The sequence below is a fragment of the Streptomyces sp. NPDC002144 genome (assembly GCF_053593695.1).
Genome location: NZ_JBSFDB010000095.1, coordinates 1 through 18,380, shown reverse-complemented (window position 1 = coordinate 18,380; position 18,380 = coordinate 1). Strand labels below are relative to the sequence as shown.

Genomic DNA, 18,380 nt, shown 5'->3' with positions numbered 1-18,380 from the left:
AGTCTTACGCCAGCTCCACAGACCTGACATCCCGCCAGCCCGGCGGTAGGCCCGGCCAGCTTGGTCATCGCCGACCAGACGCCACACAAACTACCGCTTACCTGCGGGTGGTTGGGGGTGAACGCCGATCCGCCTTGGCGGCGCATCGGCTTTCCATGCCCTGCTCCGCAGGAGTCCGTTTCCTCCCCCGCCTGAAGGCGGGGGTATCCACGGAGGAATCCCGATGAACCCGCCTTCCGAGGACCCCCGGCTGCGATTCGCCCGTACCGAGCCGCCGGCCGCCCCCGGCGATCCCGATCTGACCGCCACTCTCCCGCCGGCGGATCCCACGGCGACCCTGCACCTTCCGCCCTCGGAAACGGCCGAGGGGGAAACCCGGTTCGGGCCGGGCGTGCCCGGTGCGCCGGGCACGCCCGACAACCGCGCGACGGCCATCTGGCGGGGCACGCTCACGCCGGACGTGCCGCCCGGCGCGACCGTGCGCCGTCGCCGTCCGGGGTGGCGGCGCCAACTGCGGTCCCTGCTCGTGGCCGTCGCCGTCGCCGTGGCCGTCGTCGTGGGCCTGCGCTCCTGCACGACGGCCGGATCACCACTGAACGTGCTGGGCGCCACTGTCACGGCACCCGAAGTCGGCCACTGCGCGAAAACGGTCGTCATCGCCGGAGTCCTCACGACGGACGGCCACCCCGGCACCGTCGACTACCGCTGGAAACGCAGCGACGGCACGGCGTCGGCCGTCCTCCATCAGCAATTCGGCAGGAACGTCAAGAGCGCGAAGGTCGTGCTGCGGTGGAGCTTCGACGGCCGCGGCACCATGGAGGCCACCGCCACCCTCGAGGTACTTGCGCCGGACCGGGTGACGGGCTCGACGAGCTTCACGTACGACTGCTCCTGATCACGTCCACGCGGCGTGGCCGTGATCCGCAAGGCCCGCCGCCCCGCACTCCCGCGCGATGCTCCGCCCCCGGTTCCGCAAGGAGCCGGCCTCGTCCTTCGGGGCGTGCTCGGCGAGGGCGAGGAGCGCTCGGGCGTATTCGAGACGCGCCGGACCATGGGTCAAGAGGGCGACGGCCTCCCGCAGTTGAGGCTCACCCTCGGCTCCGCGGAGTTCTCCGACCATGCGCAGCACGCGCCCCAGCGTGCTGGGGGCTCCCCACCCGCGGGCGACCGTCAGCTGTTCCTCGGCCAGGGCCAGCGCCTCGGCCCGTCGGCCGACACTCGCAAGGGCCCGCACCCGCAGCAGCGACCACGGCCACCATGCCGGGTTGGCCTGCGCGGGCTGGAGGTGCGACACGCCGTCGAGGGCGGCCAGGGCCTCCTCGTAGCGTCCCTCCGCGATCAGCACCCGCGCCTCACTCTCGCCGAGCAGTCGCTGGCCCTCCGCACCCCGCACCCAGCCCCGCATCCGCTCGAGGCAGGTGCGCGCCCCGGCGGTGTCGCCGAGGTCCAGCAGCACGGCGGTCAGGAAGGTGCGGCCCTGTGGGGCGCCCGGTGCCAGACCCCACATCTCCGACTGCCCCACCTCGGTCTCCAGTGACCGCCGGGCCGCGCCCAGGTCCCCGTTGTTCCACTGGGTGAAGCCTCGCCAGAGGTGGGTGGCGAGCACGGAGAACAGTGAGCCCCGCTCGACGGCACGGGCCACGGCCGCATCCCACAGTTCGTCGACCCCTTCGTCGGCCAGATGCAGGACGATGCCGGCGGTGTACCAGAGCATCTCCTCCCCCGCCGCCTGGAGCACTCCGTCGGCGACGGCGAAACGAGCAAGGGCCACAGCCCGCTCGCGGTCGCTGCCGTCCGAGGCGGCCTCCCGGGCGAGGTTGGCGGCGAGCATCCGGGCACCGGGCCCGTCGCCCTCGACGACCGGGTCCGCGACGGTGCGCCACAGCCGCTGGTCCAGGCCGTGCATGAACCCGCTGATGCGCTCCAGTGCCAGCAACCCCTGCCGTTCGTCGCTCAGCTCGGCGGGCAGTTCGGCCGCCGCCCGCCGCGCGAACTCGGTGGCCTGGCCGTGGCCGCCGGCGAAGACCAGGAGGCGGGCGAGCAGCAGAGCGGCGAGCGCCCGGTCTCGCGGGTCGGCGAGGGTTTCGTACGCCTGACGCAGATGTTCCACGGCAGCCGGGCCGTTGCCGAGCATCTCGGCGCGCCCGAGTTCGAGCAGCACCCGGGGCCGGCGTTCAGGGGCCGGTGGTTCGTCGAGAGCGCGGGCGAGATAGGTGCCGGCCGCGTCGGGGGCGCCCCGGCCCACGGCCTCGCGGGCCGCCGTACACAGGATCTCCACCACGTCCGCGTCACCCCGGTGCGGGGCGAGCAGCACCTGGGCCGCCGTCCGCTCCGGCGGCGCACCTGCGGCGGCCAGCGCACGGGCCGCCCGCTCATGGCGCAACTGCCGCTCACCGGGCGGGAGTTCGCGGTAGACGGCTTCCCCGACGAGGGGGTGCGCGAAGGCGTACGGTTGGCCCTCGCGCAGGATCTCGGCCTGTATGAGCGGCACGATCGCCCGCGCCGTCTCCGCCTCCGGCCGCTCCATGAGCGCCGCCGCTTCGGCGAGCGTGGCTGTCCCGTCTCCGAGGACGGCCACGGCCTGTGCCGCGGCCCGCGCTCCTTCGGGCAGCCGCGCGATACGGCCCAGGACCAGCCCGGACACCGCGCGTGCCCCGGTCTGGGCGACCTCGCCGCTGTGCACCGCGTCGGGCCGTATCCCGCGGGCCTGCAGCGCCCGCAGCAACTGCCGCAGCAACAACGGGTTCCCGGCTGTGGCGCGATGGCAGGCCGCCGTGAACTCCTCCTCCGGTTCCTCGCCGAGCGTCCGGTGCACCAGATCGGCGACCCCGCCCGCCGTCAACGCTGTCGGCCTGATCCGCACCACCGCCGGGTCGCTCACCAGCGTCCCCGGCAACTCCCCTCCTTGCTGCGCCTCCCCCGTCCGAAGCGTGAGAGTGATGAGCACCCCCAGCCCCTCCATCCGGCCCGCCAGATGGCCCAGGAACCGCACCGAACCGCTGTCGCACCACTGCACGTCGTCCACGGCCAGCACCAGCGGCCCACGGGCCCGCACCAGCTTCCGTGTCAGCTCGCACAGCCCGTTCAGTACCGCGAAACTCTGCGGCTGCGGCCCTTGCACCGCCCCGAACACCGCGCCCGCCGCCGCGGCGGGTCCGGCGAACAGCGCCTGTTCACTCCCGCCCACGATTTGCTCGAACAACTGCCGTACGACCCCGAAGCCGTAGTCCTTCTCCCGCTGGCTGCCCCTTGCGGTCAGCGTCAACGCCCCTTGTTCGGCAGCGAGTTCGGAGGCCTCGTCGAGCAGGCGGCTCTTGCCGATGCCGGCCGGGCCCTCGATGAGGGCCACCCCTGGTCTGCCGTCCAGGGCCGCACGCAGGCTGTCGCGCAGCTCGGCGATCTGCAGGTCGCGCTCCACGAGCGCGTCGGCCCGCACGGCGGGCCGGACAGCCGAGCCCACACGGGCCGGGGCAGACGTACCGGCCGACGCAGAGGCGCCGTCCGGCAGCTTCCGGGACGGAGCGTCCAGGTCTGGGGACTGGGCCAGGATCCCGGCCTCGAGGTCCCCCAGCTCCGTCCCCGGGGCGACGGACCCGGCGGGCAGCACCTTTCGCCCGCGGCGCAGCGCCTCCAGGGCATCCGCCTGACGATGAGCACGGTAGAGGGCGAGGGCGAGCAGACGCCAGCGCTCCGCACGCAGCGGTTCCTCGGAGAGAAGGGATTCGAGTTCCGGGACGAGAACGGCGTCCTCGCCGCGGGCCAGGCGGGCGGCGAGCAGGCGTTCGCGTGCCGCCTCCCGCAGCTCGGCCAGGCGCGACGACTCCGGGCGAGCCCAGGAATCGTCGGCGTACTCCGCATAGGCCGGGCCGCGCCACAACGCGAGCCCGGACTCCAGGACGGACACCGCCTGAGACGGCCGGCCCTGGTCGAAGTGGACGGCGGCGGACCGCAGCGCCTCCTCGAACCGCCAGGCGTCCACCGCGTCGTCCGGCAGCCGCAACGCGTACCCCGCCCCCTCGCTGACGATGACACCCGCGCGCGACCTCGCCTCCCGCTCCGGTTCGAGGCAGCGCCTGAGATGGGAGACGTGGGCGTGCAGCGAGGCGGCGGCGCTGGGAGGCGGCGTGCCGCCCCAGACCCCTGCGACGAGCCGGTCGCGGGTCACCACCGAGCCTCGGGCCACGATCAGCAGGGCGAGCACGGCACGCTGCCGCCGCCCGCCCAGGTCCAACGGCCGGGCCTGGATCCCGGCACCGACCTCACCGAGCACCGTCATGCGCAGTTCGTGCAGCGACACGCGGGCATCAAACCAGAACATCGCCACATCACTCCACAGCTGCTTCACAACGGGACCATGCGTGAGCGGTGCGGTGCCTGCCGCCCCCCGGAGCGCAGCCCGCGCGAGGGGGTGGGTTTCACCCCTGGGGCTGAGCGATCCGGGCAAGCACGCCGCAGACGAACGGCCCGCATGGCCGTCACCAAGGCGAACGCTGCCCGGCAGCCATCTCGCACCCGCACGACGCGCGCCGTCGGCGTCGGCGCAGGCCTGTCCTCGGGCAGGTGCCGCCTGTGTTCAGGCCGCAGCGCGGAAGACGTACGCCGTCATCGGGGCCGTGACCGGCCCCGGGCCCAGACGGGCCGTCATCTCCTCGATGACCGTTTCCCGGACAGCTGGTCCGTCACCGCGCTCCGCCACGGCCGCGCGTACCGGTGTTCCGGTGAGGTATCCGGTGGCAAGGTCCGCGGTCGACGCGGCCCGGCCCTCAAGCGTCAGCTCCTGCTCCTCCTCGACGGCGAACCCGGCGGCCGTCAGATCAGCGATCACGACAGCCGGGTCGGCGTATCCGTGCGGAACCGTCTCGAAGAACCGCGGCGGGTCGACCGGAAAGGCCCGCTCCAGCCCGGCCTGCAGCGCGACTTCGAAGGCGTGCGTGGCGAGCGGGCCCCAGGTGTTGAACAGGAACCGGCCGTCCGCGGCCAGCACCCGCCGGACCTCGGTGAAGGCCGCGACCCGGTCCGGAAAGAACATCACGCCGAACTGGCAGACCACCAGATCGAAGCCTCCGTCCGGGAACGGCAGCCGCTGGGCGTCAGCCTGCCGCCACACCGCGCCCGGGACCCTGGCCGCCCCGAAAGCGACCATGGCCTCGTTCACATCGGTGGCCGTCACTTCCGCCGACGGTGCCGCAGCAAGCAGGTTCGATGTCAACACGCCTGTCCCCGCGGCCAGTTCGAGAATGCGCCGAGGGCGGAGAGCCACCGCCTTCGCGGTCAGGTCCTCGGCGAAAGGCCGGAAGACCACCGGCACGAGGTCCCGCTCATATGCCGCCGACATCGACTCGGACCACTGGTGGTCGGCATCCGCTCCCGTCACTCTCACGACAGTAGTGCCGCACCCAAGGACCCTTGCCGCGCCGCGCCGCGCCGCCATACGCTTCCGAGCCCACCCAGCGAAGTCGTCGATCCGGCCGGCCGGCCCCAGACGTGCAAGCCCCCGGTCGGCAGCCCACGAGCGCACCGGCTACTGGAGGTCCAGCCTGCCGGCCATTGTCCGGTGCTCTGCCGGCGACCGGGCGCAGATCGGTCCAGCTGCGGGCGGTGTCCGGTTGTTAGGCGAGCAGCGCCCGGGTGAAAGGTGAAAGCCGCCGGTAGATGTCGTCGATGCCGCCCCACTCGATAATCCTGCCCATCACGGCCACCTCGGAGGGCGCTGGCCGCTCCCCTGGTGCGGTCGGCCTGCACCCCGGCGACACCGCCTGGCCCGGCCGCGGCGGATCGGCTGTCCAGGCTGTCCGCGCCCAAGCAGGTCTGGGTGCCGTGCGGGTGCGTAGGGGCTCTTGACATGCGTATCCACCCGCTTCCACACTTCTAAATGAACGTTTATTAGATGCGGGAAGGTCAGGTTCACCCATGTCCCAAGCCCAGGACTCACCCTGCCTCGACACCGTCGACGAGGTGATCGCCGAGCAGCAGGAAATCTTTCTGAAGCGCCAGCCGCGCAGCGCAGCGTTGGTCGAGGAAGCGAGCCGGTACCTCGCCGGAGGCGCGACGTCGAGCTGGCAGATCGCCAAGCCACAGGCGGTCTGGATGAGCCATGGCGCCGGGTCGAAGGTGTACGACGTCGACGGCAACGAGTACGTGGACATGCACGGCGGCTACGGCGCGTCGATCGCCGGCCACGCGCACCCGGCCATCGTCGCGGCCGTCTCCGACCGGGTCCGCCGAGGCACCCACTTCGCCCAGCCGACCGAGGACGCCATCTGGGTCGGCCGGGAACTGTCGCGCCGCTTCGGCCTCCCGCTGTGGCGCTTCGGCAACTCCGGCACCGAGTCCACCATGGACGCGATCCATCTGATGCGCGCCGTGACCGGCCGGGACATGTACCTGAAGCTCGAGGGCGGGTACCACGGCCACCACGACTCCGTGCAGGTCTCGGTGATGCCCGCCGCCGAACAGATCGGCAGCCGTGAGCACCCGAACCGCGTGACCGCCAATGGCGGCATCCCGCGGGCGATCACCGATCTGGCCGTGATCGTCCCCTTCAACGACCTGTCCGCGATCGAGCGGGCACTCGTCGAGCATCGCGACCGGATCGCCGGCATGATCCTTGAGCCGGTCATGATGAACGCGGGCATCATCCCTCCCGATCCGGGCTACCTGGACGGCCTGCGCACCCTGCTCCACCGGCACGGCGCACTGCTGACCTTCGACGAGGTCAAGACCGGATTCACCACCGGACCCGGTGGGGCGACGGCCCGCTACGGCGTCGTACCGGACATCGTGTGCCTGGCCAAGGCGCTGGGCGGCGGCATCTCGGTCGCAGCGATCGGCGGTACCGCCGAGGTCATGGGCGCGATCGTCGACGGCCGTTACGAGCAGGTCGGCACCTTCAACGGCAACCCCCTGGCCATGGCCGCCGCCCGCGCCACCCTCGCCGAGGTGCTGACCGACGAGACGTACGGCCGCCTGGACCGTCTCGCCTCCTCTCTGCAACAGCAGATGGAGCAGACCGTCACGGACGCGGGCGTGCGGTGGAACGTCGTCAGTGTCGGCGCGAAGGGATGCGTCACCTTCAAGCCGGAGCGAGTCCGTGACTTCCGTGACTTCCTCGGCGTCGACGACCGCTACAGCCACGCGCACTGGCTGGTGCAGCACAACGGAGGGGCGTTCCTGCCGCCGTGGGGCAAGGTCGAGCAGTGGCTGCTGTCGGCGCAGCACGACCAGGCGGACATCGATCTGTTCGCGCAAAACTTCCGCACCTTCGTCGCGGCGGTGTCGCGCTGAGCACTCCGCTGCGCGGTTCGGTGCGCCTCTTGAGGGCGCTGTCGAATCCCAGCCGATCTCGCCCGACCCGCTGAGCCTTCGGTCACCCACTTCGCTGAGCCTTCGGTCACCAACTTCCCGACGAGGAACGGACGGGAGAACCATGAGCAGTGCGCAGTCGGCCGCCCGACCCGCCACGCCGCCCGGCACCCAGCCACCGACCGACGCCCCCCGCGACGCGCTGCGTACCAGCGGCCTGCGCGCCATCCTCCGGCCGCGGTCGGTCGCGCTGGTCGGCGCGTCACGGCGCAACCTCGCACTTGCCGCCAACGTCCGACGAGGCTCGGCCGAGGCCGTAGGGATCCATCCGAGCAACTCCGAAGTGGCCGGACTGCCGTGTGTCCCGTCGCTGTCGGCGCTGCCGGCACCACCCGAACTCGCGGTGCTCGCCGTGGGCCCGGCGACCATCGCGGCGAGTATGCGGGACGCTCTCGCGCTCGGCGTGCGGTCGTTCGTGGTCCCCGGCCTCGGTGTCGAATCCGGAGCCAACGGCCCGGCCGCCGTGAGGGAGTTGCACCGGATCGCCGAGGACTTCTCAGCCGCGGTCCTCGGCCCCAACTGTATGGGCTCCGCCAGCCCGGATTCGCCCTCGGCCTGGCTCGGGACCATCCCCGCGTCCTTCCTGCCGGGCTCGGTCGCGATCGTGAGCCAGTCGGGTTCCATAGCCGACGCGTTCCTCGCGCTCGGCCCGCGCTACGGCTTCAGCGGCGTCGTCTCCTGCGGTGCGGAACTCAACCGTGACGCCGCGGACTGGGTCGCCCACTTCGCGGCCGATCCGGCGACGAGGGTGATCGGGCTGTTCCTGGAGACGGTGCGACGGCCTCGCGCCTTCCGCGAAGCCCTGCGCGTCGCGGCCGAGACGGGCAAGCCCGTGGTGTGCCTGAAGATCGGGCGTAGCGAACAGGCTCGCCGTGCCGCCCTCGCGCACACCGGGGCGATCGTCGGGTCGCACGCGGCCTTCTCCGCCGTGCTGCGCTCCCACGGTGTTCTCCAGGTGGACGACCTGCCGGAGATGATCGAACTCCTCGGCGTGTTCTCGACCGCACGCCGGCCCACCGGAGGAAGGATCGGCGCGGTCACCGAGTCCGGAGCCGAAGCGGCCCTGCTGGGTGACCACGCCGAGCGCAACGGGCTGACGTTTCCCCCTCTCCCGGAGTCGATCCAGCGGCGACTGCGCGCCGACCATCCGCTGTTGCCGACGGACAACCCGCTCGACCCGTGGGCGATCGCCGAACCGGTGGCCGCGTTCTCGGCCGCGATCCAAGCGCTGGCCGACGCCGGTGCGTATGACCTCCTGATCGGGCAGGTCGACCTGTCGCGCCACCGGGGCGAGACCGAGCAGACGTGGTGCGGCGCGGTCGTGCGCGCCCTGGCCGACGCTGGCCGTCGTACGAACACCTTCACCGCGGTGACGACGGCGCATCACACCGACCCTCCCGAAGCCCTCGCCCGCTATGCCGCCGAACATGATGTCTGCCTGCTCAAGGGCATCGGCTCAGGCCTGACGGCCATCGCCCGAGCCGCCGCCTGGTCCCGGGAAGCGGGCCTGCCGAAGGCGGCGGTGCCGCCCCCTCGCACGGCCGACATCGCCGGCGGACTGGCCGCGCTGCCCGCCGGTTCGCTCTCCGAGTTCGACTCCTCGGCCTTGCTGGAACGGACCGGCGTCGCCTTCGCCCGGCGCCTCCTCGCCGAGTCGCCCGACGACGCCGTCGAGGCGGCGAAGACGCTCGGGTTCCCGGTGGTCGTAAAGACGGACGGCCCGCCCCACAAGGCACGCACCGGTGGCGTCCTGCTCAACCTGAACGGCCCCGAAGCGGTGTCCGACGCCGCGGCGCGACTGGCCGGCCGCGTGCTCGTGGCCGAACAGGTCGCCCCAGGCCTCGAGGCGTTCTGCGGCATGGTCCGCGATCCGGTCTGGGGACCGGTCTACGCCCTGGGCCGTGGCGGCACCCACGTCGAGAGCACCACACCGGTCACCTTCGTCGGCCCTCTCACCCCCGACCTGGTACGGCTCATGATCAGCCGGGCCGGGCTCGAGACTTGGCAGTCACCGTTGGCCGTAGCGCTGCTGGCCATGGATGCCCTGGCCTGCGACGCGCCACGCATCGGCGAGATCGACATCAACCCCATCATCTGCGCTCCGGACGGCGCGGCCCGAGCGGTCGACGCACTGATCGTGCTCACGGCCGACGCTTCCCCCGACGAGGACTCACCTTGACCGACATCAAATGCCACTACATCAACGGCCGTTGGTGCCCGCCGACGACCGCGGACCGGATACCCGTCATCGACCCGGCCACCCACCTCGTCGTGGGATCGGCCCCCGCCGGCGGCGCCAACGACGTCGACGCGGCCGTCGCTGCCGCCCGATCGGCCTTCCCCGGCTGGGCGGCCACACCACGGGCCGAACGAGCCCGGCTGCTCGGCGCGCTGGGCCGGCTCCTCCGTTCCCACGCCGGGGAGCTGGCCCGGCTCATCGAGACGGAGATGGGCGCACCGGGAGCGTTCGCGCTGAGCGAGCATGTCAGCACGCCCATCGCCATCATCGACGACTACGTGGCCGGGCTCGCCCACGAACCCGACGAGGAGCGCATCGGGAACTCGCTCGTCATCCGGGAGCCGATCGGCGTGGTCGCCGCGATCCTGCCCTGGAACTACCCGCTCTACCAGCTCGTCGCCAAGATCGTCCCGGCCCTGGCCGCGGGATGCACGGTCGTGGCCAAGCCGGCCGAGCTGACGCCCCTGGCGACCTGCCGGTTCACCGAACTCCTCGACGAAGCGGGCTTTCCCGCGGGCGTGTTCAACCTGGTCTTCGGCACCGGCCCTGTCGTGGGGGACGCGTTGACTTCTCCCCCAGCCGAAGCCGGGAGATTCTTCCCTCGCGGGTTGAGCTTTCTGCTTCTCAGACAGCAGCTGCCTCGAACCAACGGCAAGGGACGTGGGTACGCCCAGCAGTCTTACACCAGCTCCACAGACCTGACATCCCGCCAGCCCGGCGGTAGGCCCGGCCAGCTTGGTTATCGCCGACCAGACGCCACACAAACTACCACTTACCTGCGGGTGGTTGGGGGTGAACGCCGATCCGCCCTGGCGGCGCATCGGCTTTCCCTGCCCTGCTCCGCAGGAGTCCGTTTCCTCCCCCGCCTGAAGGCGGGGGTATCCACGGAGGAATCCCGATGAGCCGTCATCCCGACGTGGACATGGTCTCCTTCACCGGATCGACCCGCGCGGGCGCCCTGGTCGGCCAGGCCGCCGCCGTGACCGTCAAACGGGTCGCGCTCGAACTCGGAGGCAAGTCGGCCAGCCTGGTCACGCCCGACGCGGACTTGGAGGTGGCGGTCACCGCGACCGTCCGCTCCTGCATGACCAACTCCGGGCAGTGCTGCAACGCCTGGACCCGTCTCATCGTCCCGCGGTCCGCGAGGGACGCCGTCGCCCGGATCGCCGCCCGCGCCGCCGAGATCCAACCCGAGCTGGGCCCGCTGGTATCGCCGGACCAGTACGACCGCGTGCAGTCCCACATCTGGGCCGGGCTCGACGCCGGAGCGACACTGATCACCGGCGGACTCGGACATCCGGACGACCGGCCGGACGGCAACTACGCGAAGGCGACCGTCTTCGGCGACGTGACCCCGGAGATGACCATCGCCCAGGAAGAGATCTTCGGCCCGGTGCTGGTGATCCTCTCCTACGACACCCTCGACGAGGCGATCACGCTCGCCAACGACAGCCGCTACGGGCTGCACGGCGGCGTCTGGGCCGCGACCACGGAAAGCGGCCTGGCGATCGCCCGGCGACTTCGCACCGGGCAAGTCGACGTCAACGGCGCCGAGTTCAACATCGCCGCGCCCTTCGGTGGCTACAAGCAGTCCGGGAACGGCCGTGAACTCGGTCGCTACGGCCTTGAGGAGTTTCTGGAGACCAAGGCCATCCAACTCACCTGAGACCGCCCGGCATTTCCATCGAGAGGCAGCACATGAGCACCACAGACGCCGACCGGCGTTCCGTATCCACTCCCGCCCTGTCGTCTGTCGCCGTCGGCAGCCTTCCCCCCATGGGCCAGGTGCCGACGCACATGCACGCCCAGGTCGTACGGCCCGACCGCTACGGTGACCCGGCCCTGGCGTTCCGGCCCGAAGTCGTGCCCACCCCGGCCATCGGACCTGACGAGGTACTCGTCGCCGTCATGGCCGCCGGCGTCAACTACAACAACGTCTGGGCCGCCCGCGGTTACCCCGTCGACCAGATCGGCACCCGCCAGAAGCGCGGCGAGAGGGAGGACTTCCACGTCGGAGGTTCCGACGCCTCCGGCATCGTCTACGCGGTCGGCGACCGTGTCGCCGGCATCACCATCGGCGACCACGTGATCATCCACCCGGGATGGTGGGACGCGGACGACCCCTGGATCACCGAGGGCCGCGACCAGATGATCGCGCCAAGCGCCCGGATCTGGGGCTACGACACGAACTACGGGTCGTTCGGTCAGTTCACCCGCGTCCAGGCCCACCAGGTGCTCCCGAAGGCCGACCATCTGACCTGGGAACAGGCCGCCGCACCCACACTCGTCGGCACCACCGCCTACCGCATGCTGCACGGCTGGGCCGGCAACACCGTCCAGGAGGGCGACGTCGTGCTCGTCTGGGGCGGCTCGGGCGGTCTGGGAACCCAGGCATCGCAGCTTGCCCGGCTCGCCGGAGCCACGCCGGTGGCCGTCGTCTCGGACGAGGAACGCGGCAAGTACAGCGAACGCCACGGCGCCGTCGGCTGGATCGACCGCAGGGACTTCACCCACTGGGGCATCCCGCCCCTCGTCGACGACTCGGCCGGTCAGAAGGAGTGGACCGCCCAGGCACGACGTTTCGGCAAGCGGCTGTGGGACATCGTCGGTGAGCGAAAGGATCCCGCGATCGTCTTCGAACACCCGGGCGCGGCCACCATCCCCACCAGCGTCCTCGTCTGCCGGCCGGGCGGCATGGTCGTCATCTGCGCGGGAACCACCGGATACGACGCCGTAGTCGACCTGCGCTACCAGTGGACGAGGCAGAAGCGGCTGCAGGGCTCACACGGCACCAACGACGCCCAGGCCGTCGCCTACAACGACCTCGTCCGCGACAGGAAGATCGATCCCTGTCTCGGACGTACCATCGCCTTCACCGAACTGCCTGCGGCGCACGCGGCGATGGGGCGTGGGGAGGATGTCTTCGGCAACGTCGTCGCCCTCCTCGGCGCCCCCGAGCCCGGCACGGGCGCGTCCTGACGGGAGCGGCAGCACCGCAGGTGACTCACCGTCCGAGTACGGCCTTCGCGTAGGACAGGGCCAGCTCGCACGCGAAGGCGGGTGTCATGCTCGGGTCGTCGAGGGCGACTTGGATGGTGAGCCCGTCGATGAAGGCGCCGAACCCCACGGAAAAGCGCTCGACGTCTGCCGGTTCGAGCGGAAGCTCACGGACGATGTCGGCGATCATGGCCCGCCACCGTTCGTCCTGTGCCGCACGGGTTGCCGCGACCTCTTCGTGGCGCGTCGCCTGCGACCAGGTGTCGAGCCACAGAGCCCAGAGCTGGGGGTTGTCGTGCTCCGCGGAGAAGACCCACTCGACCAGGCGTCGCAGGCGTTCCTCGGGAGTGGCGCCGTCGGCGACCACCTGCTCGGCGGAGGCGTAGAACTGTTCCTCCGCGTGCTTGAGAGCCTCCACGAGCAGGTGGTCGAGCGTGCGGAAGTGGTAGATGATGGTGGCACCGCTGACACCGGCCCGGTCGGCGATCTGGGCGATGCGGGTGTCGGCGAAGCCCCGTTCGCAGATGACGTCGGCGGCGGCGCGCAGGATCTGGTCCCGTCGGTCCTCGGTCCCGGACGCGGCACGCCTGGCAGGCCTGCCGTCGACCTGTGCCGCCGCGAATCTGCCTCGTGGCACTCTCGCCCTCCCGCTGGACGGGCCCGTCGGGCCCCCTCACCTGCCAGCCTACCGCTCCCCGATATGTGCATGAACGTTTATTAGGGGCCGCGGGCGGGCAGGTTGTGTCCCTGCCCCTCGGACGTCAGGGTGCCGTGTAAACCGCCGAGCCCTCCACATATGTGGCGGTGACCTTCGTCGAGGCGATCTCCTCAGGGGGCCCGGCGCTGGGGTCGCGGTCCAGGACGACCAGGTCGGCGAGGTTTCCGACGACGATGGAACCGGTGTCGTCGAGGTGGTTCACCCAGGCGGATCCCGCCGTGTAGGCGGCAAGGGCGGTGTCGAGGGCGATCCGCTGTTCCGGCAGGAACGGCTCGGCCGTCGAGTGGGGCAGGATCCGGTTGACCGCCACATGGATGCCGCTGATCGGATCGGGGCTGGTCACCGGCCAGTCGCTGCCGGCGGCCAGCCTCGCGCCCGCCGCGCGGAGCGCGGCGAAGGGATACTGCCGGCGGGCGCGCTCGGGGCCGATGACCGGGATGGTGAACTCGTCCATCTGGGGTTCGTGCGCGGCCCACAGGGGCTGGATGTTCGCGACGGCGTCCAGTGCCCTGAACCGTGGAATGTCGTCGGGGTGGACGAGCTGCAGATGGGCCAGGTGGTGCCGGTTGCCCGAGGGGCCGTTGGCGGCCCGTGCGGCCTCGACGGCGTCCAGTGCCTCGCGTACGGAGCGGTCGCCCAGCGCGTGGAAGTGCACCTGGAAGCCGAGCCGGTCCAGGGCGGTGACATGGGAGCGCAGGGCGACGGGGTCGACGAAGCTCAGTCCGGCCGTCTCTTGCCCGCAGTGGTGCGCGTAGGGGGCGAGTAGGCCGGCTGTCCGGTTCTCCACGACCCCGTCCTGCATGATCTTGACGGTGCCTGCCGTGAAACGGCCCGCGCTGCCGCGCTCTCGGCGATCGAGCAACTCGTCGATCTGCTCGCCGCCACGCCCGCGGTCCCACCACAGCGCACCGCGCACCCGTGCGGTGAGTACGCCGTCCGACGCGGCCTCACGGTAGGTGCCGAGGACGTCGAAGCCGCCGAGGCCGGAGCCGACCAGAGCGTCCTGCCACGCCGTGATGCCCAGGGAATGCAGCATGCGCTGCGAGCGGAGGAGGGCGTCGAGGAGTTCGCCGTCGGTGGGCGGCGGCACCAACCGCCCGACGAGATCGGCGGCGCCCTCCTGGAGCATCCCGGTCGGTGAGCCGTCTGCCGCGCGCTCGATCCGCCCGTCGTGCGGATCGGGGGTGGCCGCGGTGATCCCGGCCAGGGCCAGTGCGCGGGAGTTGACCCAGGCGCCGTGGTGGTCACGGTTGGGGAGGAAGACCGGCCGATCGGGCACGACCTTGTCCAGCAGTGCGGCGGTGGGCAGCCCGCCGGGGAACGCCTCAAGGGACCAGCCGCCGCCGGTGATCCACTCCGCGCAGGGGTGCGCCTCGACGTAGGCACCGATGCGCCGCAGATACTCCGCCACGTCGGTCGACCCGGTCAGGTCGCACTTGGCCAGTTCGAGACCCCCGTGCACGGCGTGGATGTGGGCGTCCTGGAATCCCGGGATCAGGGTGCCGCCGTTCAGGTCGACCATCTCGGTGCGGGCGTCGACGAGGTCGTCGGTGTCGGCGCGTCCGAGGCCGACGATCCGGCCGTTGCGTACGGCGACCGTGTCCGTACGCGGGAGGGCCGGGTCCATGGTGCGGACGGTCCCGTTGACGAAGACGAGGTCGGCGGAGATGGTCATCGTGCTCCTGAGGTGGAAGGGGTACGGGTGCGGGTGCGGACGGGGGATCAGCCGGCCTGGGCGGGCGCGGCCGTCGGCCCCTCGGCCGGGTCGAGGCCGGCAGGGGTTTCACCGATGGCGCCGCGGAAGAAGGCGGCACGGCGGCCCCATTTCGCCCAAAACGAGAAGCACAGGCCCGCCACGAGGATCGCCACCGGCACCGAGGCCAGGAACCGGCCGTTGGTGGCGACGAGAGCGAACGACGGGCTGGTGGTCCAGTTGTGGTAGGTCAGGTAGCCGCCGAGCGTGAGCAGTACTACCGCGGACAGCGCCGGGATCACGACGTCCCGGAGTGCCGGCAGCACCCCCGCCCGCAGCCGGTCGGTGAAGCGGACCGCACAGGCGAGCCCGCAGAGGGCGTAGTAGAGCGACACCAGGGTGCCGATCGAGGTGGCCGCGGCGGCCACCACCTGGTTCAGGGTGCCGATGCCGATGGCCAGGCTCGCAAGGGTGGCCGCGATGCCGGTCACCAGGAGTGTGCCGATGGCCGGAGTGGCGTACCTCGGGTGCAGCCGGGTCCAGATCCGGCCCAGCGTCTGGTCACGGCCCATGGCGAGGGCGTTGCGGGCGACCGGCAGGACGCCCGCCTGGAGTGATGCCACCGACGAGCACAGCAGCGCGAGCAGCGGCAGCGCGGCCAGCGGTTCGGAGGCGAGCCGTTGGCCGAGGTAGGGCAGCAGTTGCGAGGCGTGAGCGGCCATCTCGGGAACGCTGAACATCCGTCCGAAGCTGACCGCGGCGAGCAGGAACATGCCGAGCATCAGGAACAGCGAGGAGTATCCGGCCCGCGCGGCGTCCCGCGGGTCGCGGGTCTCTTCCGTGACCGCGAACACGCTGTCCCAGCCCCAGAAGATGTAGACCGACACGACCAGACCGGCGGCGAGCACACTCACCGAGTCGAACCCGAAGGGGTTGAACCAGCCGAGGCTGAAGGCGTGGTGACCGGCGAACAGGGCGTAGCCGCAGAAGCCGAGCAGCACGGCGTACTCGAAGACGATCAGATACGTCTGGAACCTCGCGGCGACGTCCGCGCCCCGGATCGCCGCGTAACTGACCAGGAGCAGGACGAGTACGCCGAGCACGGTCGACAGCGAGATGGACAGCGGGTCGAGGGCGAGCCCGAACACCGAGCGCAGATGGGCCTCGTTGGCGAACTGCAACAGCATCGATCCGCACACCTGGCTGCCGTACGCCAAGTACAGGGTGGAGCCGACGATCTGGATCCAGCCGACCTGGAAACCGAGGAAGGGGCTGAGCGCCCGGCCCACCCACACGTACCCGTTGCCGAGGTTGCGCTCGACCCGGTTGAGACGGGCGTAGGCGGAGGCGATTCCCAGGATCGGAAGGAAGGCCAGCAGGACGATCGCCGGCGTACGGCCGTCGACGATGCCGGCGATGACGCCCATACCGATGCCGATGCTCATGGTGGGGGCGGTGTTGGACATGGCGATGACCGCCCCGTCCACCGGGCCGAGAACCTGACGGAGTTTCGTGGTGGAGGCCGACGGCGCTGCGTCGGCGGACATCTCTGGCATGGATGCCTCCAGCTGTGATCCGCGGAGAAGCCGCCAAGGCGGCGAGGGTGCCCCCATGAAAGCCCTGCCGGACCATTGCGTCAACACTGTTGACGCAACATCCTGGTGAGGTGGCGTGATGGAATGGCCCGATGGCGAGCGAAGAGGCGGCAACATCTGCGGACCGGATCATCGGACGGCGAAAGCGCAGCACCACGACCCGTGCGGGCGTCGCGCTGTCCGCGGACGTGATCGTCGACGCCGCGCTGCGTCTCATCGACGCCCGGGGGCCGCAAGCGCTGAGCGTGCGCAACCTCGGAGCCGAACTGAAGGCCGACCCGACGGCGATCTACCGGTACTTCCGCAACGTCGACGACCTGCTCCTCGCCGTCGCCGAGCGACTGATCGGCGACGCCCTCACCGAGATCGACCCGGCCGCGGACTGGCTGACCACACTCCGCGACCTGGCGATCCGCGGCCACCGCGCCTATCTCGCCCATCCCAAGGTCGCCCTGCTCGTGGCCACCCGCACCACCGGCCGCGCCCGCGAGCTCAAGGTGGTCGACACGATCCTGGCCGCGCTGGAGTCTGCCGGGTTCTCCGTCGCCGACGCCGTCCGCCACTACCGGGTCTACGCCGACTTCGTGCTGGCCTTCTCCGCGTTCGACGCGGCGTCGGCGGCCCTGAGCCCGCAGACACGGGAGCTTGACCGGTCGGCGTGGGCGCAGACCTACGCCCGCGTCGACGCCGGCGCCTATCCCGCCATCGCCAAGGCGGGTCCCGATCTGGTGGCCCAGGCCGACCTGAACACCTTCGAAAGCGCGCTCGACCTGCTGCTCACCTCGATCGCTGCGCAGGCGCCATCCGCAAGGAGCTGACCACGAGAACCCGACCGAGGCGGCGGGTTCGCGGGCACACGGGGTGACGCAGGCTGGAGCCCGAGGCCGAGTGCCCACCACCGCGGCCCTCAACGGGCCGCACGTCCCAGACGCTCCAAACTGTCCACGGACGCCGAGTTCAGAGCTGAGGTGCAGTTCAAGCTGAACCTGGAGCGGAGCCCGGAGCAGATCACAGCCCATCTCACGACCCGCTGGCCCGATCGTCCCGAGCGGCACCTGCGTCACGAGACCATCTACCGAGCGACCAAGGTGCCAAGGGCGGCTTGAGGAGGACGCTGACCAGGAAACGCCGCACCGACCGGCCGCTAGGACGGCGACCTCGTCGTGGGCGCCCGCAGCCAGTCCGCCGTCGCCACACTCCTCGACCGACGAACCCGGTACCTCCGCCTGGTCCCGCTGCCCGAGGGACACTCAGCCGGCAGAGTTCCGAGACGGGCCGCCACCACGAACTCGCGCCCTGCTTCACGGACGGGATCTCCTTCGCACGACCCGGCTGCACGCTTCAGCACGCCCTGTCAGTGACGGGATTGCCGCTGGGGCACGCCTCAGTGAGGACTGACGCCAGGCGGTCCCCCTCGAAGCGGCTGCTCCCGCCCCGTGAGTTCGCAAGGTTTCCACAAGATTCGCGGCGCACTGTTCGGTGGGCAACGCGGAGCGCCGCTGAACGGAACCGAAATGACCTCCTCCTCAGCGGGGGCTCGGCCTGTCCAGCTCATCGAGAGCTCGCCACCCCCTACATGTCATTCAAAGGAACCCGTGTGAACAAGTCCCGCATGAGCCGCGTGGTCGCGGCCTCGGCCGTCCTGATCAGCAGCGGCACCATCGCGTTCGTCCCCGCCTCGGCGGCCTCGGCCACCGAGGCCGACTGCGACGGCATCGGCGTCATCGGTGTCTTCAAAGCCGTCGAGTCAGGAGCTTCCTTCAACTTCAACGGCCG

Annotated in this window: 11 protein-coding genes and 1 pseudogene; 7 read left to right on the top strand and 5 right to left on the bottom strand. The window is 71.1% G+C overall.

What is annotated here, in order from left to right; all coding sequences use genetic code 11:
• Positions 1-223: 223 nt before the first annotated feature.
• Positions 224-895, top strand: coding sequence for a hypothetical protein (locus ACWCQ1_RS49700; protein ID WP_451029818.1), 672 nt, complete (start codon positions 224-226; stop codon positions 893-895).
• Here the strand turns inward: ACWCQ1_RS49700 and ACWCQ1_RS49695 are convergent, their stop codons facing one another.
• Positions 896-4,318, bottom strand: coding sequence for a BTAD domain-containing putative transcriptional regulator (locus ACWCQ1_RS49695; protein WP_451029817.1), 3,423 nt, complete (start codon positions 4,316-4,318; stop codon positions 896-898).
• Between the two features lie 255 nt (positions 4,319-4,573).
• A complete protein-coding gene (locus ACWCQ1_RS49690) occupies positions 4,574-5,335 on the bottom strand; it encodes a class I SAM-dependent methyltransferase (RefSeq protein ID WP_358611488.1) in 762 nt (253 codons plus the stop codon).
• Positions 5,336-5,910: 575 nt separating this feature from the next.
• On the opposite strand from ACWCQ1_RS49690, the gene ACWCQ1_RS49685 reads away from it, so the two are divergent.
• The 5 genes and pseudogenes from ACWCQ1_RS49685 (at position 5,911) to ccrA (ending at position 12,580) form a co-directional block, all read left to right on the top strand.
• Positions 5,911-7,284 carry an aspartate aminotransferase family protein gene (locus tag ACWCQ1_RS49685; RefSeq protein WP_451029816.1) on the top strand — a complete coding sequence of 458 codons (1,374 nt, stop codon included), beginning with the start codon at positions 5,911-5,913 and terminating at the stop codon, positions 7,282-7,284.
• 142 nt (positions 7,285-7,426) lie between these two features.
• On the top strand, positions 7,427-9,541 hold the full coding sequence (locus ACWCQ1_RS49680; RefSeq protein WP_451029815.1) for an acetate--CoA ligase family protein: 2,115 nt from the start codon (positions 7,427-7,429) through the stop codon (positions 9,539-9,541).
• Positions 9,538-10,167, top strand: a pseudogene (locus ACWCQ1_RS49675) (aldehyde dehydrogenase family protein); the annotation flags it as partial. The gene ACWCQ1_RS49680 and the pseudogene ACWCQ1_RS49675, both read left to right, overlap by 4 nt.
• Positions 10,168-10,499: 332 nt before the next feature.
• Positions 10,500-11,267: an aldehyde dehydrogenase family protein gene (locus ACWCQ1_RS49670; RefSeq protein ID WP_451029814.1), complete on the top strand. Its 768-nt coding sequence runs from the start codon at positions 10,500-10,502 to the stop codon at positions 11,265-11,267.
• A gap of 32 nt (positions 11,268-11,299) precedes the next feature.
• Complete coding sequence (gene ccrA, locus ACWCQ1_RS49665; protein ID WP_451029813.1) at positions 11,300-12,580, top strand: crotonyl-CoA carboxylase/reductase; 1,281 nt, start codon at positions 11,300-11,302, stop codon at positions 12,578-12,580.
• 25 nt (positions 12,581-12,605) lie between these two features.
• Here the strand turns inward: ccrA and ACWCQ1_RS49660 are convergent, their stop codons facing one another.
• The 3 genes from ACWCQ1_RS49660 to ACWCQ1_RS49650 form a co-directional block, all read right to left on the bottom strand.
• Positions 12,606-13,235: a TetR/AcrR family transcriptional regulator gene (locus tag ACWCQ1_RS49660; RefSeq protein ID WP_451029812.1), complete on the bottom strand. Its 630-nt coding sequence runs from the start codon at positions 13,233-13,235 to the stop codon at positions 12,606-12,608.
• Between the two features lie 124 nt (positions 13,236-13,359).
• Positions 13,360-14,991: an amidohydrolase gene (locus tag ACWCQ1_RS49655; protein WP_451029811.1), complete on the bottom strand. Its 1,632-nt coding sequence runs from the start codon at positions 14,989-14,991 to the stop codon at positions 13,360-13,362.
• 47 nt (positions 14,992-15,038) lie between these two features.
• Positions 15,039-16,565 carry an APC family permease gene (locus ACWCQ1_RS49650; RefSeq protein ID WP_451029810.1) on the bottom strand — a complete coding sequence of 509 codons (1,527 nt, stop codon included), beginning with the start codon at positions 16,563-16,565 and terminating at the stop codon, positions 15,039-15,041.
• A gap of 131 nt (positions 16,566-16,696) precedes the next feature.
• Between ACWCQ1_RS49650 and ACWCQ1_RS49645 the strand changes: the two genes are divergently transcribed.
• Entirely contained in the window at positions 16,697-17,422 is a 726-nt protein-coding gene (locus ACWCQ1_RS49645) for a TetR/AcrR family transcriptional regulator (RefSeq protein ID WP_451029809.1), read from the top strand.
• Positions 17,423-18,380: the final 958 nt, after the last annotated feature.